This window comes from Nostoc sp. LEGE 06077 (assembly GCF_015207705.1).
Taxonomy (GTDB): Bacteria; Cyanobacteriota; Cyanobacteriia; order Cyanobacteriales; family Nostocaceae; genus Nostoc_B.
In genome coordinates this window covers 18,611-44,959 of record NZ_JADEWI010000053.1, presented here as the reverse complement: position 1 = coordinate 44,959, position 26,349 = coordinate 18,611, and the positions used below count along the sequence as shown (strand labels likewise).

Annotated in this window: 17 protein-coding genes; 9 read left to right on the top strand and 8 right to left on the bottom strand. The window is 41.3% G+C overall.

What is annotated here, in order from left to right; genetic code table 11:
• Nucleotides 1-641 precede the first annotated feature (641 nt).
• Entirely contained in the window at nt 642-1,067 is a 426-nt protein-coding gene (locus tag IQ244_RS25145; protein ID WP_193899039.1) for a GFA family protein, read from the top strand.
• A gap of 171 nt (nt 1,068-1,238) precedes the next feature.
• A complete protein-coding gene (locus IQ244_RS25140; RefSeq protein WP_193899037.1) occupies nt 1,239-1,916 on the top strand; it encodes a class I SAM-dependent methyltransferase in 678 nt (225 codons plus the stop codon).
• A gap of 88 nt (nt 1,917-2,004) precedes the next feature.
• Here IQ244_RS25140 and IQ244_RS25135 read toward each other — a convergent pair whose 3' ends face one another.
• Entirely contained in the window at nt 2,005-2,196 is a 192-nt protein-coding gene (locus IQ244_RS25135) for a hypothetical protein (RefSeq protein ID WP_193899036.1), read from the bottom strand.
• Nucleotides 2,197-2,395: 199 nt separating this feature from the next.
• Entirely contained in the window at nt 2,396-3,601 is a 1,206-nt protein-coding gene (locus IQ244_RS25130; RefSeq protein ID WP_193899035.1) for a glutathione S-transferase family protein, read from the bottom strand.
• Between the two features lie 203 nt (nt 3,602-3,804).
• Between IQ244_RS25130 and IQ244_RS25125 the strand changes: the two genes are divergently transcribed.
• The 3 genes from IQ244_RS25125 (at nt 3,805) to IQ244_RS25115 (ending at nt 5,880) form a co-directional block, all read left to right on the top strand.
• Complete coding sequence (locus IQ244_RS25125; RefSeq protein ID WP_193899034.1) at nt 3,805-4,329, top strand: plasmid pRiA4b ORF-3 family protein; 525 nt, start codon at nt 3,805-3,807, stop codon at nt 4,327-4,329.
• Nucleotides 4,330-4,536: 207 nt separating this feature from the next.
• A complete protein-coding gene (locus IQ244_RS32705; protein WP_228059135.1) occupies nt 4,537-5,145 on the top strand; it encodes a hypothetical protein in 609 nt (202 codons plus the stop codon).
• 195 nt (nt 5,146-5,340) lie between these two features.
• Complete coding sequence (locus IQ244_RS25115; protein ID WP_322746102.1) at nt 5,341-5,880, top strand: DUF1349 domain-containing protein; 540 nt, start codon at nt 5,341-5,343, stop codon at nt 5,878-5,880.
• Between the two features lie 23 nt (nt 5,881-5,903).
• Here the strand turns inward: IQ244_RS25115 and IQ244_RS25110 are convergent, their stop codons facing one another.
• Nucleotides 5,904-6,383: a GNAT family N-acetyltransferase gene (locus tag IQ244_RS25110; RefSeq protein WP_228059134.1), complete on the bottom strand. Its 480-nt coding sequence runs from the start codon at nt 6,381-6,383 to the stop codon at nt 5,904-5,906.
• 12 nt (nt 6,384-6,395) lie between these two features.
• Nucleotides 6,396-7,748, bottom strand: coding sequence for a cytochrome P450 (locus IQ244_RS25105; RefSeq protein ID WP_193899033.1), 1,353 nt, complete (start codon nt 7,746-7,748; stop codon nt 6,396-6,398).
• Between the two features lie 1,009 nt (nt 7,749-8,757).
• Here IQ244_RS25105 and IQ244_RS25100 point away from each other — a divergent pair.
• Together IQ244_RS25100 and IQ244_RS25095 are read left to right on the top strand one after the other, a co-directional pair.
• Complete coding sequence (locus IQ244_RS25100; protein WP_193899032.1) at nt 8,758-9,342, top strand: cytochrome b; 585 nt, start codon at nt 8,758-8,760, stop codon at nt 9,340-9,342.
• A gap of 456 nt (nt 9,343-9,798) precedes the next feature.
• Nucleotides 9,799-15,381, top strand: coding sequence for a tetratricopeptide repeat protein (locus IQ244_RS25095; protein ID WP_193899031.1), 5,583 nt, complete (start codon nt 9,799-9,801; stop codon nt 15,379-15,381).
• A 208-nt stretch (nt 15,382-15,589) separates the two neighbouring features.
• Here the strand turns inward: IQ244_RS25095 and IQ244_RS25090 are convergent, their stop codons facing one another.
• From IQ244_RS25090 to IQ244_RS25075, 4 genes are all read right to left on the bottom strand, one after another.
• Nucleotides 15,590-17,071, bottom strand: a complete 1,482-nt coding sequence (locus tag IQ244_RS25090; RefSeq protein WP_193899029.1) for an HlyD family secretion protein — start codon at nt 17,069-17,071, stop codon at nt 15,590-15,592.
• Between the two features lie 46 nt (nt 17,072-17,117).
• Nucleotides 17,118-19,334 carry a peptidase domain-containing ABC transporter gene (locus IQ244_RS25085; protein WP_193899027.1) on the bottom strand — a complete coding sequence of 739 codons (2,217 nt, stop codon included), beginning with the start codon at nt 19,332-19,334 and terminating at the stop codon, nt 17,118-17,120.
• A 50-nt stretch (nt 19,335-19,384) separates the two neighbouring features.
• Entirely contained in the window at nt 19,385-22,690 is a 3,306-nt protein-coding gene (locus tag IQ244_RS25080) for a type 2 lanthipeptide synthetase LanM family protein (RefSeq protein ID WP_193899025.1), read from the bottom strand.
• A 174-nt stretch (nt 22,691-22,864) separates the two neighbouring features.
• Nucleotides 22,865-23,107 carry a mersacidin/lichenicidin family type 2 lantibiotic gene (locus IQ244_RS25075; RefSeq protein WP_190593185.1) on the bottom strand — a complete coding sequence of 81 codons (243 nt, stop codon included), beginning with the start codon at nt 23,105-23,107 and terminating at the stop codon, nt 22,865-22,867.
• Between the two features lie 497 nt (nt 23,108-23,604).
• Between IQ244_RS25075 and IQ244_RS25070 the strand changes: the two genes are divergently transcribed.
• A complete protein-coding gene (locus IQ244_RS25070) occupies nt 23,605-24,156 on the top strand; it encodes a hypothetical protein (RefSeq protein WP_193899023.1) in 552 nt (183 codons plus the stop codon).
• A gap of 412 nt (nt 24,157-24,568) precedes the next feature.
• The gene (locus IQ244_RS25065; protein WP_193899020.1) at nt 24,569-26,344 is read left to right on the top strand and encodes an XRE family transcriptional regulator; all 1,776 of its coding nucleotides are present in this window, start codon (nt 24,569-24,571) and stop codon (nt 26,342-26,344) included.
• Nucleotides 26,345-26,349 lie beyond the last annotated feature (5 nt).

The window sequence follows — 26,349 nt, the reverse complement described above, 5'->3', positions numbered from 1 at the left end:
TTGGTTTTCTTCTTTTGCGGTAGTAATGGCTCTATAAGTTCCCACTCTTTGTCGCTAATCGCTACTGGAATATGGCATTTATTTTTGATCTTAGCTCGTCGTCAAAGATCCCAAATGGGTTCTATAGTATTTTGGAGACTGGCGTTTCACACTATTGTTCGTCACTAATTTTTGCTCATCGTGGGAAAATAGGTCTAATTATTAACCTAGAATTAAACAGTAGTTTTACTGACACTAATCAATATACAAATAACCTTCAATATTTCTGATAAATATTTATGACATGAGTAATTATCTCAAATATCCAAGCACATCAAAGCTAATGGTAGGCGTTGGTACGTGGAAAACACTCTAGGACTGGGGACAAACACTGCCACTTCTCAACATCTCCACCATCAGGCGTGCGATCGCCGAGGGTTGGTGTGATAATCCGACTGTCTATTCATCAATAGCTGCAAGAGTGGAGCCAAGGGCAGTACCAATTCTATATGAAGATGCGCCAAACTGCGTTAAACTTGGCGGATGGTTGTAGGTCGGTGGTGTGCGATTGGGTGGCGATGGTGTAGATCTAGTAGTTATAAACTCATTTATCCCTGTAATATTTAATCTGCATGATGATTCAAGCTACAGGAGTAAAGAAGATGTCTAATTTTGTCAAAGGTGGCTGTCTATGTAAAGCGGTGAGCATATCCACAACAAATATGAATAATATCGTAGGAGCTTGTCATTGTGGTATGTGTAGAAAGTGGGGCGGAGGAGCAATGTTTGCCATTGAGTGTGGCAGTAATGTTAGTTTTGAGGGAGCAGAAAATATCGGCGTTTATCAATCTTCCGAATGGGCAGAACGTGGATTCTGTAAGAAGTGTGGCAGCCATCTATTTTTCCGATTGAAACAAAATAACCAATACTTTATACCTGCTGGAATCTTCGATAACACAGAAGGTCTAATTTTTGAACATCAGGTTTTTATCGATGAGAAGCCCGAATATTACTCTTTTGCTAATGAAACTAAAAACATGACAGGAGCAGAGTTGTTTGCACAGTTTACACAGACATCAGAAAATTAACCCTCTTTTATTACTACGAGAAGAGAAAAATCTAGCCCCAGCTTTGAATGTAAACAACAGAATGAACTGGGCACTCGTACATCTACTTTGTCATCTCAGCACTTTTATTGAAAATAGACCTCAAATAGGGGTTTGAAATTATTCTCTGCCGAAGGTAACAAAAGAGGGACTATGTTTGAACAACAACCTCAAAATTTACAGCTTCATGTTCAACAGTTAGCTCAGGAAGCACTACAAAAAGCACAGCCCTCTACTTGGTTTGACGTTTTGTATGCCGAAGCTCAAGGTGACGCAACACAAATTCCTTGGGCTAAGTTATCCCCTCACCCTTATCTGCAAGAATGGTTAGCTCATCATCAACCATTCGCTCTGGGACAAAAAGCATTAATCATCGGTTGCGGTTTGGGAGATGATGCTGAAGCTCTAGCAAAACTAGGTTTTGAGGTAACAGCTTTTGATATTTCTCCAACTGCGATCGCTTGGTGTCAACAACGATTCCCTGATTCTTCGGTTAACTACATAGTTGCAGATTTGTTTGCTCTTCCAGCACAATGGCATCTTGCTTTTGACTTTGTGTTCGAGTGTCGTAACATTCAAGCTTTGCCTTTAAATGTGCGTTCTCTAGTGATTTCTTCAATTGCCTCCCTGGTCGCTCCTGATGGCACACTTTTGTTGATCAACCGTGTTCGAGATACCGAAGTAGAACCAAGTGGCCCACCTTGGCCACTATCAGAGGAGGAACTCAAACTGTTTGAAAGTTTGGGATTACGACAGGTAGAAAAAATTGTATACCAAGAATCTGAGCAATTTAATGTTGAGCAAGTGCGGATTGAGTATCAGAGGACATAATTAGATTATTTTTAGTTCCGATTTTTAGAGATACCTCCCAACTGTAAATCGATTTGATAAACATCCCTTGCAGAATTTGATTGCTGGATTAAACATCAATATTTATCTGTTCTATCTGTCTGGCCGCTTTGTCCCAAAGCTTGGCAGAATTTTCGTCTTTCCAGTGAGTTCGCAAATTTTCGGCTTTTTTATGACAAATACGTTCTAACATTTCTAAAACTGCTGCCAATGTTAATTGGTCAACAATCGACTCTAAAGAATCCATGTATTCTTTAGTCATAATCACCCTCGTCAATTACTTATAAATATACCCATCAGTTGGAAGTTTGAATTGTTGATTATGCTATTTTATCTTTACCTTAGCTTAACCAAACGCTTTGTACATTCCTGCTTTGGGATTCTTTATACAAAGAGCTTAGAAACGAAGATAACTATTAACTAGGAGAGTTGCGTGTTCTGCCAAGACGCGTGTCTAAATGCTACTTTCTGACAAAGTTAGACGGGTCTTGATCTCGTCGATGCTGAGTCGGAATGGGGTCTGGCTGTCCATCACCAGCAAGGGCTGCGGTTTTCTCCAATGATTCCCTCAATCGCTTGGCCGCATAAATGGACATATCTCGCGGGACATTAATGCGATCACGCAGATATCGTAGAGCGACATCAGACCCCAATGGAGGTATACACTCAACCCCTGTCATCATATGTGTTAAAGCACAACGTAAGGCTTGATCAAACAAGCTATCATCTGAGGGGTTGACGCGGATAATATTGATGCGATGCTCGATAGTTCTTTGAAGAGCTTCCATACGTGAGTTTTCTGGTTCTGGATAAGTAACATCTGGTAGTCCAAACCAGGGGCCGTTATCTACCCGCGCTTTATTGAGAAGCATCTGGGTTTCGCCATTTTCCCAACAGCCACCCATCTGAGGCGGCAAATCATGTACGTGGGTGTGGAAGTCGCTCTGAGTACCGCGGTAGGTATGTCGGCTTTCCATTGCCGCAAACCATGCGCTCAAACGAGGGTTTTCCTCTCGCAGTGAGTAACCCTTATAGTAGTAAAGGCTGGCATTCATCCGTTCCAGATATGGCGTAAAAATGACATCGACGATGCCGAAGTTCTCTAGAAAATAAGGGCTTGATGTGTGACCTAAAGCCTCCTCGACCTTAGCTACCACTGTGATAAATTGTTCTCGGTTGCGTTTTTCTTGTTGAGCGGAAATTGCTGGGTAGCACAGCCAAGCGCACCAGGCTCTAAATAAAAGCCGTTCTAATTGGCGTAGAGGCAGCACCGTGCGATCTTCCATTCCTTGGTTTAATGGACCAAAAACCTTTTCCAAAGCAATCAAAATGTCATCGCTTTCTTTAATAATCCGTCCATCTAACTCAATTGCCGGGAGCATTCCTGATGGCACCTTACGTTTGTACCAACTTTCTTTCTCCCCATAGCAAAACATTGTCACTTTTTCAATGCGGTAGGCGATCTGTTTTTCTTCTAGCCATAACCAAACTTTTTGACAGTAAGGACACCAAGCGTGGTTATCGCGGTACAGTGTTAAGCGCACTTCCGATTCCGGCTGACCAAACAAGCGCAACCTAGCTTTAGCATTAGTAAGACCATTTACAGTATCTATTTGATAGTTAGTGAGGGATTCTAGTTCTTGCCAGCTTAAGGGTGCGGTAGTCATAAAGTGAGTTGTGCAGGGCAATACTTAGGACTTTTCTTGACTCTACAATATCTTGAATTTGGGCTACAACTATATTTATTAGCTTGTTTCTTATAAAGATGACTTTGGTATGCTTTGGAGCAAATGGCTTTTTATAACCAAAGGTTAAATTTGCCTTAGCCGCGCAATACGCAATACTTAACTATACCCTTCACGCTCACAGTATGGCTAAAACGAAAAAATCAGAAACTATTGCTAAAACAACAGTTAACCCTTCTCCAAATGCGCTATATGTGCTAGAGGTATTTTTAGTTGAAGGGCCAATTACAGAAGAATTTGCAGCAAAGAATCCAGTCGTGTCTCGAACAATTGAGATTAAGGGCAGCAATACTTTAGCCCAACTGCATAAAATCATCTTCAAAGCATTTGACCGAGAAGATGAACATATGTACGAATTTCAAGTTGGCGGCAAGGGGCCGCAAGATCCAAATGCCAGACGCTACTGCTTAAAAGAAGCATTTTCCAGTTCTGACTTGACACCAGCACCTACAGGAGATGTTGCTAGTACATCAATTGCATCGTTGGGTTTATCAATTGATGATGCTTTTGGTTACTGGTTTGATTTTGGGGATGATTGGTGGCACCAGATTGATGTCCAAATCATTTCAGATACAGTTCCATCAGGCAAATATCCTAAAATCCGAGAACGAGTCGGGGCCAGTCCACCTCAGTACGCTAATTTTGAATAACAGAAAAAGCTGCGCTATTTGAAAAATAAAATGGTAAGTATTCAGGAGTCAGAAGGGGTAAAGATGCAGAGAAATATTGAATAAATCAATTTGCTAATTTTATAGAGACTTATTCATTCTGACTTCTGGCTCCTGAGTGCTGAATTCTTATATTTTGAATTTTGCATTTAAGAGCATTCATTTGAAACAAAACAATTGTGAATACTTATGGCAACTAGCAAGCAGATTAATTTGAATTACGGATGTTTCCTGAATCCTCAAAATAAGAAGATAGTTGTTAATGTCAAAACGGGTGATATTTTAAGTTTAGTCACCCAAGAATTGAAAACTCGTTACTCTCCTGAAACTCAAAAACTCGCGCTAGAAGAGAGTGCAAAGTTAATACCTGATTATGTACTTCAAGAATTATTCCAGCAACAGCAGATGGTAAATGTTAACCCTGATAGTTTAATTGTGGTCAACAGCGAAATCAAAAAAGCAGAGGTTGATGAGTTCGGTTTTGAGTTAAATGTCGAAGTATATTTTGTAGTTGGAGATGAAAGAGGTCAAAATCATTTTCGTGCTAATCGAATAGTTCTGTGGTCAGATATCTGGGGCAATGAGGAACAGCTTTTCGATTTAGAAGATGAGTTGGGTGAGCAATTTTGGACAGACTATAAAATACAGCTACTCTTTGATAACCAAGAGCAACAAACCATTGAATTGGAAGTATCCCAAACAGATGATTTTCCAGTTAGGTTACAATTTTACCCTTCACTTCAAAGGTTTTTGCCATTTATAGATACCTTTGCAGCTAATAGTTTTCATGATTTCTGAGTTCTCGGTTAATTGCTCCCTTGAATTTTTAACATGGGTTTTGGTGTAATGTCTTTGTCATGAACACTCTTGGCTTGATAGTGGAAATGAAAAAGACTACACAGCAAATGTTTGGCCAATGTACACTCAGCAGTAGTGAAGATCGGCGATCTCACTTCTACACAAATTCTGACTATCGCTTGAGGAGAATAAAACATGATGCAATGGCTAAACGAACCTGCCCAATGGACGCAGACTGCTCATCAAGTTTCGTTGACAACCGACTCAAAAACTGACTTTTGGCGAACAACTCATTATGGCTTTATTCGAGATAATGGTCACTTCTTTTACCAAACACTCAGCGGTGATTTTACAGCAGAGGTAAAAATTACTGGGCAGTATCAGGTGTTGTATGACCAAGCTGGACTCATGGTACGCGAAGATGAAAGTACTTGGCTCAAGTGCGGAATTGAGTATGTGGATGAGGTTCAAAATGTCAGTGCTGTCGTGACGCGAGATTTTTCAGATTGGTCTGTAATTGAACTTTTGCTGTCTCCAGAATCTCTGTGGTTGCGAGTTCAGCGTCGAAAAGAAGCAATTGAGGTGCAGTATTCCCTGAATGGTCAACACTATCACTTGTTGCGGCTGGCATACCTAACTCCAGCCCAGACGTTGCAAGTTGGTTTAATGGCAGCATCCCCACAAGGAGATGGGTGTAGGATTGTTTTTGAAGATTTTAAAATTACTCAATCTTAGCAACATTCGATAACAGAATTTTTTCAATGTCCACTTCGCTCTACCAAATAGCGTTTAAACTTAACTCCTTGGCGGTCTACAATTTCAGTGTCGTAGATGTAGAAGCCAAACTTTTGAAATAAGCCTAAGCTAAATTCACTTGCTTCGGCATATAAACGCTCAATTTTGTGCATCTGAGCATATTCTAAAATTTTCTCCATTAATGTAGAGCCAATCCCTTGACGAATGAGATCACTCCTGACATAAGTAGAAGTAACATGGCCCTCTTCTGCAATCCCCGCAAAACCTAAAATTCCCGTTTCATCAGTGGCTATGAATGTTGTGGCTGCCAAAATGAACTGTTTAAAAGCATCTCTATCCGATGCAAAAGCTGCCCACAGTTGGGTTTGCTCTGGAGAGTAGCGTTCGGGTGCGATCGCCAAAACTGTGCTTTGATACAGTTGGGCTAATGCCGGAATATCCAATTCTTCAGCAATGCGAATATCCATATTCGTTAATGCCATCTCGTGAAAAGTTTAGCATGAAGTTCCTGCAACAAGTCTCATTTTAACTCCACCTTTAGTACCTAATAGAAACCCTCTACGTGCTGGATGAACTGGAGCTTTCTCTTCTAATTTCAGTCGATAATTTAAAAGAATAGTTGCTAAAATTAATTTCATTTCAAACAAAGCAAATACTTGCCCTAGACATTGACGAGAGCCACCTCCAAAAGTCCAAAATTCATAAGGTGAGTATTTCCGATTGAGAAACCTTTGGGGTTGAAATTCATCTGGTTGAGGATATAAATCTTCTCGACGATGAGTTAGATAAATGCAAGGTGTCACATACGTTCCAGAAGCAACTTGATACCCTCTTAAATTGACAGAGCGTAAAGTAATTCTAGGGAAAGTGAAAAGAACTACAGGATAAATTCTTAAGGTTTCTTGGCAAACTGCTGTGAGGTAAGGTAGTTGAGTAATTTTGAGAGGGTCGGGATTATCTAAACTTTGTAACTCATACAATAGTTTCTCATAAACTTCTGGTTGTTGATGAATCCAATACAAAGCCCAAGCAATAGCAGTAGCAGTCGTTTCGTGACCAGCATTCAGCAAAGTTAACAGGTTGTCTCTTAATTCAGCATCATTCATGCCCTCTCCATTTTCATATTCTGCTTTCATTAGCAAACTCAGAATATCGAAACGCAAGGTTTGCATTTGTTGGCGACGCTCCAATATTTCTGCCATTAAGTTTTCATCAATCTGTTTTCTTAAACGCAGAAATTTTCCCCAAGGACTCCAAGTACCTAAATCCTTCTGTAGAGATGGAAGCAATAAAACACTGGCACTGAGTGGTGAACTAGTCAAAGACAGCCAAGTTGTCATAAGATTTTTCAGGTTTTCTAGCCTTAAGCCCTCATTTATCCCAAAGACTACTTTTAAAATGATCTTCATGGTAATGTTTTCAGTTAAATGGCGAGCAATGAAAACTTCGTCTGGTTTAATATTTTGTATTACTTGTTGGGTTATTTCACAAATTTGTTGCCCATAATTCAGCATCTGTTCTCCATGAAACGGAGGCATTATTAGCTTTCGCTGACGTTGATGTCGTTCTCCGTCTTGTACAATTAATGAGTTTTCTCCAAGCTGAGGCTTGAATATTTCATTAGCGGCACCTGGAGCATCAAGTATTTTATTGGCTGGATTAAATAATTCTTGAAGATCCTGGGGATGACTAACAACTAAAGTTTCTAGATTGCCAAAACTATTAGTAAAGAAAATATCTCCATAATCTTTGGCGCAACGATCTAAAAATCCTAATGGTTTTAGGATTGATTCAATTTGCTGGATAAATTTAGGAGTTTTCAGTTTCTCAATTTGTTTAATTGTCATACCTTTAATATTCTGAAAGTTATTTTGTACAAGTTTGATTATTTTGATTTCTATCTTGGGATAAATTTGCTATTAATCAATTACTAATCAGTAACAGATGCTAAGATTAAAGCATAAAGGCTAGTATTTTCTATCATGGACAATAGACTAGACCAAACTAATTTTTAGTAACTGCACTATGAAGCCTCTATCACTGCTGTCACATATAACATTAACCTAGCCCTATCGACTGCCTGTTTCTGCAAAGTATTGCTTGTTATTTTGTAGAAAAACATTTAAATATTCCTGAGATTTACAACTTAATAATTAAAAAATTATCAGAAAAGTGAGGTTATTAACATTCTATATTTTAATCATTGACGCTGGTTGAGTACTGAAAAATTTGACATTGCAGGGGTTTGCAACGAGTTAAGGCGGTTGCGGATCAATCCTCAGCCTTGCTTGGGCGTGATCAAGAAGCATTGGGAAAATGTTCAGGGGGCGATTACACAAGTGAAGGATGCGTAGACGCTTGCGGCTTGTCGCAGACATCGCAGAAGGTTGGTGTGATAATCCGACTGGGCTTTTTATCAATTCCTGCAAGATAGGCTAAGGGCAAGAACACCGTTACCACAGATGTTAGTGCTTAGTTTGAGTGGGCGAGGCGGCAACGGATTGTGTTGGCGATGTCAGGTAATGTTGTTTATACCCCGGATGGGGCTGCTGTTGAGTTGCGGGAGATGATGCAAAGGTTTCCGGGTGGAGTAAATATGTGGATAAATAAAAGAAGTTAAGATATATTAAGATTGTCTAATTAAGGAAAATTATCTACCTAGCAAGAAAACAGGAAAAAAGCCTCCTAAAACTGCAAGGTAAAACGTAATAATTCAGTACCCAGGAGTCAGAAGCCAGAATAGTAAAGTATTTGTAGGATTAGTAAATTGATTCATCAAATAGTTCTCATTATTTTCTAACTCTTCTGACTCCTGAATTCTTACGATAAAACTATAAAAAAACCAGGTGTCTTGAGATGAATTTAACATCAGCAGTTAAGAAAGCTAGGGTTAATTCTGCGTTTAAGCAACTCATGTCTGTACATTGGATAATGTTCGCCTGTTATTTAGTTTTATTTACCACGGGTTCAGGTATGGCGCGTCTATCCCGTGGAACTTTCTTTAGATCAGAATTATATGATTTTCATAAATCAATCGGAGCTTTGGTAGTAGCTTTGCTGACTTGGCGGATTTTAGTTTTGTTGCGGGTATGGTGGCGAAAATATACTAAAAATCTGCCAAGGGTTACTTCTGAATGGACACGTAAATTTATACTGCATACTTTTCTTTATTTCTTAATGTTTGCAGTTCCCGTCAGTGGGTTCTTTTTTTCTAATTCTTATCAAAGTAATAATGTCCGTTTTTTTGGGTTGACTTTACCGGATTTTTTTCCACAAAACTCCCTTTTAGTAGACTTAGGTAGAAGCATTCATTTTTGGATAGCCTATACATTTTTGGCTTTAATTCTTCTGCATACGCTACAACAATGGAAAGTTATAAGAGCCAACTGGCGGAGGTTTAAAGCCTTTTTTATCACGAAAAGACTTAAGAATAGTGCCTAATTAAGGAGCCTGACTTTTCCCGTTAAGCGGAGGCTAAATCTGATTTAAATGTATCTAAGCAGGAAATTGCAGAGGTTTGTAATGAGTTAAGGCGGTTGCGGATAAATCCTCAGCCTTGCTTGGGCGTGGTCAAGAAATATTGGGATAATGTTCAGGGGGCGATTGCTCGTGTAAAAGATGCGTAGACGCTTGCGGCTTGTCGCAGACATCGCAGAAGGTTGGTGTGATAATCCCACTGAGCTATTTATCAATTCCTGCAAGCGTGGGGCTAAGGGGAAAAATACCGTTACCGCAGATGTGAGTGAATGGTTCGAGTGGGCGAGGAAGCAGAGGATCGTGCTGGCGATGTCTGGTAATGTTGTTTATACCCCGGATGGGGAGGCTGTTGAGTTGCTTAACAAAGTAAGATAGATTAAAATTCCCAAAAATATTTTCAAATTCCCAAAAATATCTTCGATGCAATCCCCAAGATTTGGACTGAATGCACTTGCTATTTTATTGACTATCTTTGCCATTGAGAGTGGGCTGGTAAACTATCACCCTATTCAAAGGCGAGCTGTTGCAGGACAATTAATTGCTAATTCTCAGGTTTTTTCTCAAATCTCAGAAGCTCAAAAACTTTTAGCAGACAAGCTTTTTGAGCAAGGTGATCAACAACTTGATAAAAGCCAATTTCTAAGTGCATTACAGTCTTTTCAACAAGCATTAAATATTTATCGAGCAATTGGCGATCGCCTTCATACAGCCGCAACTCTCAATAAATTAGGAGAAGTTTATCGTCATCAAGGACAAACTCAAACTGCTCTCCAACATCATGAGCAAGCCTTGGCAATTACACGCGAATTAGGCAACCATACAGGGGAAGCGGCATCTTTGCATCACATCGCCGCAGTTTACGAAATCCAAGGGCAGTACAAAAATGCTGTGCAATTCTACCAGCAAGCTTTATTAATGCGGCGTGAGGTAAAAGATAAATCTGGGGAAGCGATTACTTTGATTGGCTTGGGAAATACTTACGTTAGCTATATTAAATCGCAACTTTACTACCAGACGATCAAAAAGCCGGAGGAAATTAAGTCTTACTTGGAGGTAAGAAAATATTACCAGCAAGCCTTAATGATTATGGAGGCTTTGGGCGATCGCGCGGGAGTTGGTTGGAGTCTCAACGGTATTGGCATGACTTACGCCGCAGTAGATCAAAAAGAACAAGCTGTAAAATATTACGAACAAGCCTTAGCCAAGATGCGCCAAGCAGGCGATCGCATCGGTGAAGCTACAGTAATGTTGAATTTGAGCAAAGATTACAACTGGGGAATCGACAATCAACGGGAATCTCGCCCGATTTCTCTGGATTTCTCCGAACCAGCTTTAGCTATTGTCCGCGAAATTGGCGATCGCCCGTTAACAGCAAAAATCCTGATTGAGATCGCCTCCACCTACAAAAATAAAGGACAACAGCCGCAAATTGCCCTGGAGTGTTATCAACAGGCTTTAGCAATAGCGCGAGAAATTGGTGATCGCCCCCTAGAAGAGCAAATCCTGAATAATCTAGGCTATATTTACCATAGCCAAGGCTACCCACAAACGGCGCAGGAGTATCAAGAACAAGCCTTAGCCATCAGACAGGAAATGGGTGTCCATGTGGGGTGGGTGACAAATATTGTCAAACAGGCAATTTTGGTGACTTACAACATACCCCAAAAAAGACCAACTTTAATTACACTCCTGACAGGGGAAGCACTCATCCACTACCGCAACGGTTTAGAACACGCCAAGTTTGGAAGATACCCAGCCGCCTTGTCATCCTATCAGCAAGCTTTAGCGATCGTCCGTCAGCAAAAAAATCGTCCCTGGGAATGGGTAATTCTCAATCAAATGGGGACAATTTACGAAAGTCTCGGACAGTTACAAGTAGCCTTAGATGCCTATCAGCAAAGCTTGGCAATTCGTCGGGAAGTTGATGAACAGGCAACAAAAACACCAATTCCCCATACAATTCGGGTAGCCTTTGGTACTGATGTCAATATTCATCACCCAGAGGGAATCAAACTAGAAGATGGACTCAGCAATGGTTTGATTAAGGTAGGGGAAGGAAAACCAATCAAAACTGCCATCACGACTGTTGAACCCGCAGAAATAGCCGAGATAGAGAAACGCGGACAACGGCTAGAAGTAATCGCTGGGGTAGCCGGATGGCAAAACTTTGCCGAAAACGAAGCCGAAAACACTTTAGCTAATATTGCAGATATCTACAAAACTCTAGGACAATACCAAACTGCTTTGCAATTCTACAAAGAAGCCTTGGCAATCATCAATGCAGAAATGTCCAGCCCAGAAAATGCCGAAGTTCGTTGGCGCAGAGAGGAATTGTCACCAGGAGATTATCGCCAGCAGGAACAGCGAATTAAAAGAAGCATGGGTGCAGTTTACGCAGTATTAGGACAGTATCAAACTGCCTTGGATTATTATCAGCAATCTCTGGCAATTGTGGATATGGAGAACAGCAGCCACAGCTTGGTTAATCAAAAACCGATACTGTTAACGCAAATTGGGGAAATCTTCGCCAATTTAGGACAGTATGAAGCGGCGTTGACAGCCTATCAGCAAGCATTAGCGATCGCTCGTGATCCTCAAACTCAAGATAACTATTTTGTACCAGAACAACAAATCCGCCAATTTGGACAACAGGAATTATTTCGCTGGACAAGAATACCCTTTGAAAAGCCAGATCAAGACGCAATTCTCAACAGTATCGCCGCAATTTACGCCAAATTAGGGCAGAAGCAAACAGCGCAGGAGTATCGTGAGCAAGCAAATACATTACAGCGTGAAATTAGCAACCGTAATCTAGAAAGTATTACTGGTCAAAAAGCAGTTTTAATTACGGAAGTTGGTAGGGATGCAGCGAAAAAAACCCTTGTGCAAGTACACCCACTGGAAGGAGAAGCAGTAGTTTTGTTTGCCAAGGGAAACAGTTACGCGACTCAAGGACAATATCTCAAAACTCAGTACCAAGCTGCATTACAAGCTTACCAGCAAGCCTTATCAATTGTTCGCCAGCAAAAAAATCGCCCTTGGGAGGGGATAATTCTCACCCAGATGAGTGCCGTTTACAAACAATTAGGAGAACATCAAGCCGCTACTCAAGTTGATCAACAAGCCTTGGCAATTAGACAGGAAATCGCAAAACAAAGTGAGAAAACAGCAACTCTCCTGAGTAAAACGCCATTGAGCGGGGCTTTTGATGGCGAACAAATCGAGATTCGCTTTTCATCTGGAAAAATTACGACTTTTAACCCCGTAGGTGGCGTGATTTTCTTTGCTCAAACACCAGAAAAATTGAAAGCTGATCAACTGTATGAAGCAGGTTGGGGGCAGTATATCAAAAGCGAATATGCCAGAGCCATCAAAACCTTTGAGGCAGCTTTATTAATTTATCAACAAATAGAAGATAAAACAGGTACGGGCAGAACTTTGTTCCACCTGGGAGACGTTTATCATCGCCAAAGAAATTACCAGCAGGCGTTGAAATATTATCAGCAAGCTTTGGCAATTCAACAAAAGATCGGCGATCGCGGTTGGGAAAAATCCAGCCTCAAAGCCATAGCAGCAATTTATACAAATCAAGCTAGTGAATTTTTGAGAGTAGGTAAATATCAAGCAGCCTTAGAAAAATACCAGCAAGTCTTGGAGATTGCCAAAAAAATAGGTGATGAGCCAAGGCAATGGCGGACTTTCCATCAAATGGCAATCATTTACAGCAATTTAGGGGAGTATAAATTAGCTCTGGATTACTATCAAAAAGCCTTACCCATCCAGCAAGAAATTTTAGGCGACTGGGTAGGAATTGAATTTAATATGGGGAAGATTTATGAAGTGCTGGGACAATACGAACTTGCGTTAAAATCTTATCAGGAAGCCTTAAAAATCGCCAAACGACCTGCACTGATTGACTCAGACGGGAAATGGATCGGAGATATTGACGGTGAAGTCAACGCCCTGAATGCGATCGGCAGTATTTATTACAGACAAGAAAAGTATGAATTAGCATTAGACTTCCACCAGCAAGCCTTAACAGTGCTGGCAAAAATTAACAATAAAGAACTGCAAAAATTTCTCAAAGGAACAACATATTACAATATTGGGATTGTTCACCTCAAACAAAGACAATATCAATTAGCTTTAGATTATTTGCAAACAGCTTTGAAGATTTATCAACAATTAAAATTTAGACGGGCAGAAGGGATAACTTTCCATGCGATCGCCAAAGTTTATTTAGAGCAAGAACAATATGAATTAGCCGGGAAATTATTACAGCAAAGTTTAGTTATTGCTCAAGAAATTGGCAACAAAGAAAGCGAAGGACATATCCTTAATACTATTGGTAACTTACTCGAAAAACAGAGCCAACCAGAATTAGCAATTATCTTCTTTAAACAATCAGTAAATGTGCGAGAAGCGATTCGGAATAATATTCGGGAATTAAGTAAAGAACAACAGCAATCTTATACAGAAACCATTGCCAAAGATTATCGCCATTTAGCAGATATCCTGCTGCAACGCAACCGAATTTTAGAAGCGCAACAAGTACTAGACTTGCTCAAAGTCCAAGAAATTGACGACTATCTCCGCGACGTGCGAGGAAGTGAAAAAACGGCGACTGGTGTTGTGGAACGTCCCCAAGAACGGCAAATTCGAGAGGTGATGCAAGCAGAATTTGAGCAAGCGATCGCCCTTGGTAGAGAACTCGCCCAACTGGAAAACATTAGTGTGAGCAGCCGCACTCCAGCCCAGAAACAGCGTATTTTAGAATTACGCAAAATTCAGCAGACACTAGCCAAAGACTTTAACACCTTCCTCGATAGCCCGAAAGTGCGCGAATGGATCGCCCAACTCCAGCAAACCACCCAAGGGCAGAATTTTAACCTGGAATCCTCCGCCAGTGCCTTACAAGATAACTTAAAACAACTTCAGCAAGGCGCAGTCATACTGTATCCTCTAGTATTGAGCGATCGCTTAGAACTAGTTTTAGTCACTCCCTACGCACCGCCAATCCGCCGCACCGTGGCTGTCACCCAAGAAGAACTCAACCGAGCAATTTTAGAATTTCGCACCACCTTACCAAAACGTACCCCAAAAATCAAAGTTCCAGCCCAAAAACTCTACGATTTGCTGATTAAACCCCTAGAAAATGACTTAGCACAAGCACAAGCTAAAACTATCATCTACGCTCCCGACGGACAACTGCGTTATGTTCCCCTCGCCGCCCTTTATGACGGTCAAAAATGGTTAATTGAACGCTTCCGCATCAATAATATTACTGCCGTCAGCTTAACCAACCTCAACACCAAACCCCACAATCAATTAAATGTATTAGCGGCAGCCTTTACCCAAGGCAACTATAGTTTTCAGGTAGGATCTCAGCAGTTTGACTTTTCCGGTTTACCCTTTGCCAGTTTAGAAATCGAAACACTCGCTCAAACCATTCCCAGCACCAAAAAATTATTAGACAAGCAATTCAATTCAGATATTGTGCTGGAAATGAATGATTACGCCATCGTCCATTTAGCAACTCACGCCGCATTTACCACCGGACAGCCAGAAGAATCATTTATTTTGTTAGGAAATGGCGATCGCGTCACCCTCCGAGATATCAAAAACTGGCGATTGCCCAATGTCGATTTAATCGTACTTTCAGCCTGTGAAACCGGATTAGGCGATCAATTTGGCAATGGTAGAGAAATTCTCGGTTTTGGCTACCAGATACAACAAACAGGCGCAAGAGCCGCGATCGCCTCTTTGTGGTCGGTAGATGATGGCGGTACACAAGTACTAATGAATGCTTTTTACAACATCCTTGCCCAAGGCAAAACAACCAAGGCCGAAGCCCTACGTCAAGCGCAAATCGCCCTGATTACGGGAAACTACTCAAAAATGAGTTTTCCGCCCCATAAAAGTAACCTCACTCCACAGGTAAGCGAGCATCTCAGTCATCCTTTTTACTGGTCAGCCTTTATTTTGATTGGCAATGGTTTGTGATCAAAACAGCACCTTTGCGCGGCAGTCGCTTTAAGTTGGGGAACCCGCCTAACGCGCTGCCTTGCTTTTGCGCGAAACAAAATTCATCCCTTTAATTAGTTAGCAACGCCGAAAATCTAATGGCTGCGGCGATCGCTGTCAACTCTGTACTCTGTAGATGAATTTCTTCAGAACCTTGCATAAACAAACACTCTGCGGACTTCCGCGTTCAAATATCTGCAATTAACCGAGCTTTCCTGAGTAAAAATTTCAAAACAGTTTCTTTTTGGGAAATAATATCAGATCTGCCTTGCATTCCCGCTTGAATATGACATAAATGCTGGTTTCTACCAAAACTCAAATTGTCTGGGATGATTGTCACCTCGTAAACAGCAGTTTTGACAACAGTGGAAACAACTTGATTTCCTGAAGGTTTGATTGTATCTTCAGAAATCTGACTAACAACACCTTTAAGAGTACCGTAATCGGGATAAGGACAGGCAGACACCCGCATCTGGACTTCTTGACCTTTAGCTAATTTACTCACATCATCAGGGGCGACGGCAGCCTTGATGACTAAAGGAGCATTGCTAGGGACAATTTGAGCAATTTCCTCACCCTGACGCACCGATTGACCGGGATTTCGCAGATTTAGTTGGGCGACAATTCCATTTTCACTCGCTGTAATTTTAGTTTGGCTGAGATCCATAACCACTTGTTGTAGTTCCCTGGTGTCACGCTGGATCTGATTTTTCATTTGTAGTTGCTGTTGTAACAAAGCTTGCAATTCACGGTTGAGGGTAGCGAGAGTAGCTTGTCCACCAGCAATTTCTTGAGCAATCGTCTCTTGTGCGATCGCTACTTCCGCATTAATCGGATTGAGTGCAGCTTGAGCGCGGCGGAGTTTGGCTTGTTCGGCAATCACAGTTTGTTTTTGCTGGGCAATAATTTGCTTTTGTGCCTCTACCGCCGCTTGTCGCATCTCAATCGCTTGTTTTTGTTGAGCCACATCTAACTGCACTTCCTCTAATTGATTCAAAGACAAAACACCCGCTTGAACTATCTTTTGATAGCGATCGCGTTTAGCTTCCGCCGCACTCATGGCTATTTTTGTTGACTTCAACTGAGCATCAGCCGCACGTAATTCTATCTGGGCTTTGTACCATTCATTTTGCGCTCTGTTTAAATTTGCCTGGGCTGCGGCTACTTCTGCTTGGACAGTAATTTGCTGTTCTCGATAGTTGCGTTGGGCGCGATTGAATCCAGCTTGCGCCGAACTCACTAAACGATTTTTGCGGTCAGTTTCCGCTTGAATTTGGCGATGGAGAGCTTGAATTTGAGCATCAATTTGTTGTAATTGTAATTGCGCCTGTTGGATATTGCCTTGCAGTTGGCTTTTTTGAGTTTGCAGGCGGGAATCATCAATTGTCGCCAACACATCTCCTTGATTCACTGCCTGGTTTTCTTTAACCAAAACATTGGTTATCTGTCCAGTCATCGCCGCTTGGACGAGCCGTAATTCTCCCGTAGGCCGGACGATCGCCTGTCCTAGTACAGTGACTCTGTATTCGATGATCGAAGATAAAGCGATCGCTCCCCCTACAGCACCAACAAGTATCAAACTGCCGATTTTCACCCAATTACTCAACGGTGGCAGAAATTCATGGTCTTCAACTGGGGGCAAAGAGTCTGCATTAAACTGACTAAGCATAACAGTATTCCTGATGAAGAGTGCTGAGTACTGAGTACGGTAGAGATTAGCGAATGCTGCTGGGGAAACTTGCATTCGGATAACAGTGGCAAGGATTTTTGCTAACGGATAAATTCACAGCATCAAGAAAATCTAAATGCTCACCAGCTTGATGACACAAAGCCTCTGGAGAACCTTGAATTTTTAATTGTCCTTGTTCCAACATCACAATCCAATCAGCTTGTTGAATAACCTTGGGACGGTGACTAATTAAAATAGTGGTTTGACCTTGACGGTGAGCGAGTAACTGATTTAATACTTGAGCTTCACTCACTGGGTCGAGTGCGCCGGTCGATTCATCTAAAATTAACACTGGCGGGTTATTCACAATCGCTCTAGCAATAGCTAACCTCTGCCGTTGTCCACCAGAAAGATTTGCGCCAAATTCCCCTAATACTGTTTGATATTTGTCGGGAAGATTGCTAATAAACTCATCAGCCCCAGCAATTTGGCAAGCTTTGACAATCTGTTCAAAGCTAACGTGAGGTGAACCTAAACGAAAATTTTCCATAATTGACCGACTCCAAAAGTGTGCATCTTGCGGTACTAGCACTACTTGTTGGCGGAGACAGTCTAAAGAAATATCCTCTAAATTATAAATACCAAAGCGAATATTACCCGACTGGAGTTGATATAAACCCGCAATCAATTTTGCCAAAGTGCTTTTACCACAGCCAGATTTACCAATCAAAGCAATTACCTGACCCCCAGGAATAGTTAGAGAGAAATCTTGCAGTAGTTCCACTCTACCTGGATGATGAAAGTTGAGGTTGGTACAGGTGATATCTGCATTACCTGGAATGTTTACCCAAGGCTTTTGATTGTGGTCTAAAATTTCTGGGGTCGCGTCAATAACTTCTGTGAGCCGTTGGGTAGCAGTTTTAGCACGGGTAAATTCATCAACAAAATCGATAGTAGTTTGAATAAAGTTGGTAAAATTCCCATTCATACTATTAAAAGCTAAAAGCATCCCAATTGATAGTTCTTGCTGAATGACTAAACTGCTACCGAACCAAATTAAAGTAATACTGCCAATGCTAGATACTAAATTGGAAAATATACCGTTAACAATCCCAATTTGCATAGTACGAAAAGTCAAGTTAGCCAGCCGACTAAATCGACTTTGAAATTCTTCCCAAAATTGTGGAGCCGCAGTAGTAGTTTTTAGGGTAATAGCGCCTTTAAATGTTTCTACTAAAACACCTTGGTTTTCGGCGGATAACACCAAAATACTACGAATTTTTTGCTGTAAAGTGGGCAAGAAAATTACGGTAGATAAGGTCATAAATAGAGCGATTGCCCCAGCCACAACTGTAAGTTTAATACTGTAAAACAGCATAAAACCTAAAGATACTAAAGCAAGAAAAAATTGACTAGGCAAACTGACAACAACTTGTGAAATTAATTGGTTAATTTGTTGAATATCTTCTAGGCGACTGACAATTTCACCACTGCGCCGAGATTCATAGTAACTTAAAGGTAAGCGTAAAATCTGCCTGCCAAATTCTAAAATTAATCCTAGTTGTAACCGCTGCGAAAAATGGGCGACCAGATTTGATTGTGCCAACCGCAAACTACTACTAACTAAGTGCATGACAATCACAGCAATAGCAACACTCGTTAGCAGTTGGGTATCTCCCCGCACCAGCACATCATCGGTGAGAATTTGCAACAAAAAGGGCGAAGCGAGGGAAAGTAAACCTAAAACAGAGTTGAGTAATAAGGTCTGGCTCAGAATGCCGCGATAAGGGGCAACACGCCGCAAAAAGCGACCAAAACCGCCAATTTTCTCTGGTTCATTTTCCTGAGTAAAAAAGCGCACTGGATCTGGTTCCAGCAGCAGCATAACTCCATTTGTCCATGCTTCTAAAAACCACTTTTTTTCTAGATAACGGATACCTGCACCTGGGTCAGCTACAACGTATTTATTACCCTGTTTGCCGTAGAAAACCACCCAATGATAACCTTTCCAGTGGATAATCGCGGGTAAAGGAAGGGTGATTTCGTTGAAAGTCTCCAGAGGTACTTTGACGGCTCGTGCATTGAAACCCAGAATTCCTGCGCCTTGTTTCAATCCTAATAAAGTGCTTCCTTGCTGTCCTGTCCCGACAGCTTCCCGACAACGAGTCATGCTAAAGGTTTTACCGTAATGTTTAGCCACTGTTGCGAGACTGGCAGCGCCGCAGTCTTCTTCGCTATGTTGTTGAATTAGGTGGTATTTCATGAATTAACCCGCCGATAAACGCCGATGGGATAGATGTGTTCTCAGTAATTTCACAAGGTATTAACCTTGGGTGGTTCTAGTCCCAAAACTGAAGGAACAATCTCTGGTGCAGCGAGGCGCAGTAATTCATAACCAATACCCGCTAGTCCCGTCATCAGTCCCGGTGTCTCAACTCCCAAGGGAACACCACATAGCCAGCCGTGTTGATTGATACCTTCAAGAATGGCAGCGGCCAAGCGATCAACTTCAGTTTTCCACTGTGGATCATCAAGAGTTAGACTGGCTTGCAACAGCAGTTCTAGGTTGCCTAAATCTCCGTGACAGAGAGAATGGTTGTGACCAAAGCCCTGGTTGATGGTGGTTTTTAGGGCTGTGTTAATTTCGGAACGGATTTTTGCATCATCAATGTATGGCAAAGAAAGTAATCGAGCCAAGCCAATACCTGGTGCGCCATGACACCACGCTGTCATCAAGGCTGGTTGGGAATCACTGACAGCTGTTCCGGGAACTTTTAAGTCGCGTAGATCCAGCCAATTTCCTTCCTGGATGGCGAAAAGGCTGCGCTCGTAAGCGATCGCCTCCAGTGCGGCTGTGCGAAAACGGATTTCACCAGTTAATGCGGCTAATTCTAGCAATGCCAAAGCAATTCCGGCTGCACCGTGAGAGAATCCAGCTAGAGGTTTGGTGCCGGCGTGGCGAATTACCCAACCGAGGCCTTTTTCCATAGATTGAGCTTTGGTGAGTAGCCTTTCACCACATTGACGAGCAACTTCGATTATGCGATCGCTGGGTTTATATCTATGCAGGTTAATTAAGCTGATGATACATCCGGCTGCACCGCCGATAATATCTAATTGTTCGTCCTGCTTGATGGCATCAGGTAAAATTTCTAAAAGGGCTTCAGCTTCAGTCAATAGCTCTGGCTGCTCCCACAATACTGCTAAATGGGTCAAAGTATAAATCACACCTCCCCAGCCGCTAAACCCACCAGTTAACTTGAGAAATGATTTACCTAGCTGAGTCTGTTGTTGCAATGTCCTCAGTGCGGATTGTGCCAGCGTCATGTAGCGTTCCTGTTTAGTAACAGCACCAAGGTAGGCGAGGAAAAGTGCCACCCCAGCCACACCACCATAGAGATCCAACCCCAAGGGAATTAGAGATAATTGGCTAGTGATGGTAGGTGTCAAACCAATCCAAGTGACAAAATCTTGATCGCGCAGTGCTAGTTCTTCTAGGCGATCGCCAATTACTTGAGCCGCTGTTAATAGCTGTTCCCGGTTAATAGCCGTCGGCGATTTGATTGCAGAGTAACTGGGGTGAGACGCTTGCTGCTCAACGTTGAGAGCCAGGGTGCTTAAGGAAGCGCGAATATACCATATCTGTTGTTTGAGATCAGTTTCGCTGAGTTGTTGCAGACAGCATTGAACAGCGATCGCACTTGGTTCTTGGAGAAAATTGGCAATGCGGACATGAGAACTACTCCACATATCTCGTGAATTGGGATGAGTGACAAACAGTGGAATATCACCATTTTGTAAATCTGCTTGTTCAAAGGCGATCGCTCTAGCTATATCTGGGTAACTTTTGACCTCAGCCCACAGTCTGCCAAAGTAGCAATCCCGATCCAAAGCATTGCGTAGGATATCGGGGTGAAAACTCTCCATAAACAACAGTCCGTAAGTTCGCGTTGGACGCAGGATAACTCGCACTTCATCGCTGGCAAACCGCGTTAAAGGGCTATTTTCTGTTAGTAACTCATGGCGGTGTTGTAACAACAATCCATAAATTTTGGTGAATCCAGAAATGAGAAATTCTATATAATCTAAGGCATGAATTTCTTGACCATTGAGCATCGGTCGATGTTGCTGTCCTAGCATTTCCATTTGCTGGCGCTGGAGTTGCATTTCATCTGTACCTACACCTTGCCAGTAAGGAAGACGGTCTGGTGTTAGCTGTTTGCCTACCGTGCCTAAACCACTCAGATCAATGCCTCCAGACTCAGCGTTTGCCCAGGCGCGATAGGGTAGTAGTCCGACGCGCAAAACTGAGTCATACATAATATTATTGGCAAACTGATGTACTTGGTGGCGATCGCCTTCTTCCAGACGCGGATGAAAAAGTGCCTCCAAGTCAATCAAAACCGGATGTTCCCCCACTGCGATCAAATTCTCAAAGTGAAAATCTCTGGCTTCTAGAACGTAAAGTAATGCCAGATATCCCCCCATACGTTGGTAGAATTGCTCAACTTCGGCTGAGGAGGAGCAGTTTTGCATTTCCACAAACTCAACCCAGCCGTATGTACCTTGATTGAGAACTTTCAGCGTGCGGAATGCTGGCAGATCGCTGCGTTGATTTAGCCAAGTTAAAAACTCTTGAAAATGAATATCTACAGCTAATGATTTCGGCTTATAAACCAGTTGCCAACCAGAACTGAATTTAGCAATGGATACGCTGCGTCCGCCTCTGTGGCGATCGCCTACAGTCATGTCTAATGCTATCAATAATCCTGGCTCTTGATCAGGGCTAAAAGTAGTTTTAATTGCTTGCCAATCAGAGCATAAATGATGAAGAAATTCTAAACTAAATGTTACCCATTGTTCGATGTAAGTTACAAGTTGACGAGCTAAAACCGGATACTCTTGCAACAAGTTGAACGCTGTTTCCGGTTGGCGTAATTGTGCTAAAAAGCTTTGGAATCTTTCTTTGGGTGTATCCCCTTGGAGATTGCCTTGCAGACGGGCAACATTGAGTTCTAAAACCATTGTCCGGCTTAACATTGCCAGTAACTTTTCTGGTAGATTGGCAAACAACACTTCTGTAATTGTGCTGGGGACAAAAGGTAAATCAGATTGCGTGGCGATTAACGCAGCGATGCCCGCTTGTAAACGATCGCATCCTTGGCTAATTAATGGTGCGATCGCATCCAAAAAAACACTCGTTTCTGCATTTTGCAATTTCTGGGGAAGTGGCGGTAAATTAGCAGCAACCGGGTGAGCAAAGGCTGAAATGATATCTGTTAACCATTGTGGGGGGTGGGGATAACGTTCTCGTACTGCCTCAATCGGTTCACCAAGTAAATTGAAAAATTCCTCTGCACTGATGCCATTAATTGCTAAACGTTGAGCGAAGTCAGCTTGATCAGCAAAACTAGACTGTGACTGCCATTTTTGTACACGCCGCGCAGCAAGTTCAGCATCAAATTTTTTAGAGCTTAACTGTTTTTTAATGCGCTCAGATAAAGTGATAGCCTGATACCAAGTAGAAGATATTGTGCTGGATTGTTTAATTTTATCAGATAAGTTTATTTCGTACTCTTTATCTGTTAATATGCGTGTATTATTATCTGCTTTTGACATAAAAATCCCTGAAATTAAAGACTAAATAAGATATTTCTACCGGGAGAAATGGAAGTATTAATTAAGATGTGATTGGGCAGGTCAGAGCCTACCCAATCTTGTTAGTTTTTGGCGCAGAAATTAAGTGCGATCGCCTGATTTATATCTCAAGCAATCACATTCAGCCTCATACTATCAGGTTGTCAAACCGCCATTGTCACAGCCTTTACAACCGTACTGGGGTGTAAGTCTCTCACAGACACGTCCACAAGTCCCTGTAAATATTGAACAACCGCCCCCGGATAAAGCATTGGATTCTGCATCGGGAAGTTCTATCAAACCTGCTGGATTTTCAGGTAATTGAGAACGTTGTTCATCACTCAAGCTATTGCGGTAGTCTTCATCTTTCCAAGCGCGAATAATGTCAAAGTTAGACATGGTTTTTCTCCTTAATTTAAATGACGTAAAATGTTGAACGAACAAGGTAAAGTAAAAAGATAAAAGTTAAAAGAAAGAAAAAAAATTGTTACAAGCACCTAAATTTATTTATGGTGATTATCTTTTTACTTTTTACTTCTTACTTTTTACTTCTTACTTCTTAAAAGGGTGTTTACTTAATGATGTAATGAGCGACAGTGAATTTAACTCGCTTCCTTTTCATCGTTGCGTTTTAACCCTTTCATTAGAGTTAATGGGATAGGCTTTTTTGATTTATGTACTTATCCCCAGGTCATAAATGTTTTTGTAGCTAGTAAAATTGCTGAAATTCTTACCCTGATTGGGTTGTAGTTATTATTTTTCTTGTTAACAATCCTTTACAAAGGGCTTTTTTCAACGGTGAGTGGCTGGAAGTGCATAAATTAGCAAATCCTATCCCAATAACCAAATCAAAGGGTTCAAACCCCAAATAACAATAACTAGTCAAAGGATTTCTTATGTTTATCTCAAAAAACTTCCTAGCCGCCGCCACCATTGCCGCATCCATGATTGTTCCTAGTGTTGCGTCAGCCAATGATCGGGATATACTAGCGACAACTGTCCCTGCTACCGCTTGTCGCCCAAATAGTGACAGTGGGGATGCGTCAGTTGTCATCTCGAACGGAGCTTATGTTTTCAATGGCTCTGCTACTGGTACAGTCACCCTTTACTGTCCACTGCCAATTAACGCCAACACATTAGTCGATTTTTCCAATGACAACGATATCTCCAGATACAGAGTTTATTACCGAGATACTGACGGAATCGGAACTGCATCGGCAATTAAGGTAAACCTTACTTACCGAGATGCTACTGGTTTAACGACAGTCGGCGGTACATGGAGTTCTAATGGGTTCAACATAATAGATAATACGACCCGATCTGTGGATCTGATCCATGATGTAGGTTTGGATAGACTTTACTCATTTGTGGTAACTATGGAGAGAACTAACACCACACAAAACCCTGCATTCAGTGGAATTGACTTCCCTGTAATAGCACCACTGTAGACTTTGAGTCTCAAAAGCTAATTATCAAGCTGATAAATTTGAGGGTAATAGGCTAAAATCTGTAACCCTCATTTTTTCCATACTTCTTGAAAGGTGACAATTTTGGTTTATATTATCAGTTCATAATACTACTAATCACAAAATTGTTGTCTCTTCCATGAAAATAATATAGAAGAATCAAATCAAGTTCTCCTAAAAAAGTAACACTTACGCAAAAATCATCTGCAAATCTGATTTTTTGGTGTTGTGCTAGTTGCTGTGGCTTTGGCAACCAAAGTAATGCACTGGCTTTTCTGTGTTTAGTCTTCTGTCACTAGTGCGTAAGTTCTGAAAAGCTTTGAAAAGCTCTGTTAAACTAGCTTCTGGCGCTCAAGGAGCAAGCTATTAAACATTAAGCGGAAAATCTCTGCAAATGAATGATCAATTCTGGACTTTGTATGACTTTACAGAAACTAGTGGTTATCCTCCTTTCAAACGGTTAATTCAAAATCGTTTGCGAGAGAGAATAGAAAAGCTGCTGCGGTTACATCCCCAATGGGGTGAGAGCGACTATGTGAATTATTTTGTCACAATTCTCAATGATGATTCCCAACCGGAAACAGAGAAAAAGTTAGCTCACTGGCACTTATTAGCTTACTTTGATCGCGATCGCTGTTACCTCATTTGGCGCAATTGGTGTCGTTTGCCGTTTTACGCTGCTTATGCCGAAAATTTATACGCTCTGACTAACGAACACCTGTGTAACCGCGAAAAATTACAGCAATATCTCAATAAGTACAAAACTAATGACTATAGTGGTGCAAGTCTCAAAACCTATATCTTAGGGGTACTGAGAAATGTCACTCGTGAGCATATAAATTGGGAATCACCCTGGCATCTATTATGCGATGTTGATATTAATAGTCGCAGAAAATTGCAAACCGCAGCCGAACGCCTGAAAGCAGCATTGCAAAGCACTGGTAAACAGGAACCAGAAATTTCCCAATATCTTTTTGCTTGGCAATATTTTATTCCTGTTTACAAAAATAACCGCGTCTACCATCCTCAGAGACAAGGCGGGGGAAAATGGCCAGAACCAGAATTTTCAGATTTTGTCCAAACGGCTAAAGATTATAACTCTCAGAGATTTCAACCAGGCGCACCCCTGCAAGTCGCCGTTGGTGCAGCCATCACACCAATCATGATTCAAAAATGGATGAATACCTGTATTGAAGCTTTACAGCAATCGGAGCAAATTAAGGATGTGCCTTACGATGCTAATAGTAATGAACAGCCAGATACAGCCAGTTTCAATTTTTGGGAAGCCGGAGAAAAAGAAGCAGAAAATGCAGAATCTTTAGCAGCAGTAGACTTGATTTTACGTAGCGAACTTGAACTGATTGAGCAGAATTTAGCTAAAATTCGCAGTCAAATCCCCACATCTTACCGTCAGTCTGTGATGCCTTTGTGCTATCCCCATCGCTTGGCGCTGTTAACTCAAGAACAATTTGCTAGTAAAATGAACGTTCATCAAGGAACCGTCTCGCGCTATATTTCCAAGTATATAGAAACGCCATTATTAGAAAAGTTTCAGGAGTTAACCTGTGAACAATTTAACCCGACAACTTATGTCACAACATTTTTAAATGAAAAATTTAGCAATTTTAATCTAGTAGCTAATCCCCTTGCATCTCAATTAATTGCTGCACTCGCAGATTTAGCACCTGAATTACAACAAATTATCAAACTTAAATATGGTCAAAAACTGAATATTGCCGAGCTAACTAAAATTATTGCTCAGAATAAATCTCTTACTCAAGAAGAAGTAACACAAAAACTAACTATAGCCGAAGATGAATTACAGACCAATTTTTTAAATATACTCAAGCAATGGCAAAATAACTATATCAAATCATGGCTAAAAAATTATTATCAAAATTTAATTCAAGTTGAGTTATTAAAGTCGTTTACCCAATTAGAATCACCATCCCAAGAAATTTTATGGCAAAAATATGCTCAAAAAATACACAAATCTAATAGTGATGCTCAAACAATTACTACAGCTAAACAGCAGTTGCAGCGTTCTTTTCTCCAGAGGATTGACAAGAGGTTTGGTATTTTTTTAGAAACGGAAATTCAACAAATTGGGCAAATAATTGAAGATTGGCTATCGACAAACTTGCTCTACCAAGAAATTCAGAGAACTTGAGGAAG

Bases quoted from the DNA above. Each gene is read 5' to 3' on its own strand.
- IQ244_RS25075 (WP_190593185.1), bottom strand. From the start codon at position 23,107: ATGTCTAACTTTGACATTATTCGCGCTTGGAAAGATGAAGACTACCGC.
- IQ244_RS25095 (WP_193899031.1), top strand. From the start codon at position 9,799: ATGCAATCCCCAAGATTTGGACTGAATGCACTTGCTATTTTATTGACT.
- IQ244_RS25070 (WP_193899023.1), top strand. From the start codon at position 23,605: ATGTTTATCTCAAAAAACTTCCTAGCCGCCGCCACCATTGCCGCATCC.
- IQ244_RS25085 (WP_193899027.1), bottom strand. From the start codon at position 19,334: ATGAAATACCACCTAATTCAACAACATAGCGAAGAAGACTGCGGCGCT.
- IQ244_RS25080 (WP_193899025.1), bottom strand. From the start codon at position 22,690: ATGTCAAAAGCAGATAATAATACACGCATATTAACAGATAAAGAGTAC.
- IQ244_RS25130 (WP_193899035.1), bottom strand. From the start codon at position 3,601: ATGACTACCGCACCCTTAAGCTGGCAAGAACTAGAATCCCTCACTAAC.
- IQ244_RS25140 (WP_193899037.1), top strand. From the start codon at position 1,239: ATGTTTGAACAACAACCTCAAAATTTACAGCTTCATGTTCAACAGTTA.
- IQ244_RS25110 (WP_228059134.1), bottom strand. From the start codon at position 6,383: ATGGCATTAACGAATATGGATATTCGCATTGCTGAAGAATTGGATATT.
- IQ244_RS25105 (WP_193899033.1), bottom strand. From the start codon at position 7,748: ATGACAATTAAACAAATTGAGAAACTGAAAACTCCTAAATTTATCCAG.
- IQ244_RS25125 (WP_193899034.1), top strand. From the start codon at position 3,805: ATGGCTAAAACGAAAAAATCAGAAACTATTGCTAAAACAACAGTTAAC.
- IQ244_RS25100 (WP_193899032.1), top strand. From the start codon at position 8,758: ATGAATTTAACATCAGCAGTTAAGAAAGCTAGGGTTAATTCTGCGTTT.
- IQ244_RS25065 (WP_193899020.1), top strand. From the start codon at position 24,569: ATGAATGATCAATTCTGGACTTTGTATGACTTTACAGAAACTAGTGGT.
- IQ244_RS25135 (WP_193899036.1), bottom strand. From the start codon at position 2,196: ATGACTAAAGAATACATGGATTCTTTAGAGTCGATTGTTGACCAATTA.
- IQ244_RS25145 (WP_193899039.1), top strand. From the start codon at position 642: ATGTCTAATTTTGTCAAAGGTGGCTGTCTATGTAAAGCGGTGAGCATA.
- IQ244_RS25115 (WP_322746102.1), top strand. From the start codon at position 5,341: ATGATGCAATGGCTAAACGAACCTGCCCAATGGACGCAGACTGCTCAT.
- IQ244_RS25090 (WP_193899029.1), bottom strand. From the start codon at position 17,071: ATGCTTAGTCAGTTTAATGCAGACTCTTTGCCCCCAGTTGAAGACCAT.
- IQ244_RS32705 (WP_228059135.1), top strand. From the start codon at position 4,537: ATGGCAACTAGCAAGCAGATTAATTTGAATTACGGATGTTTCCTGAAT.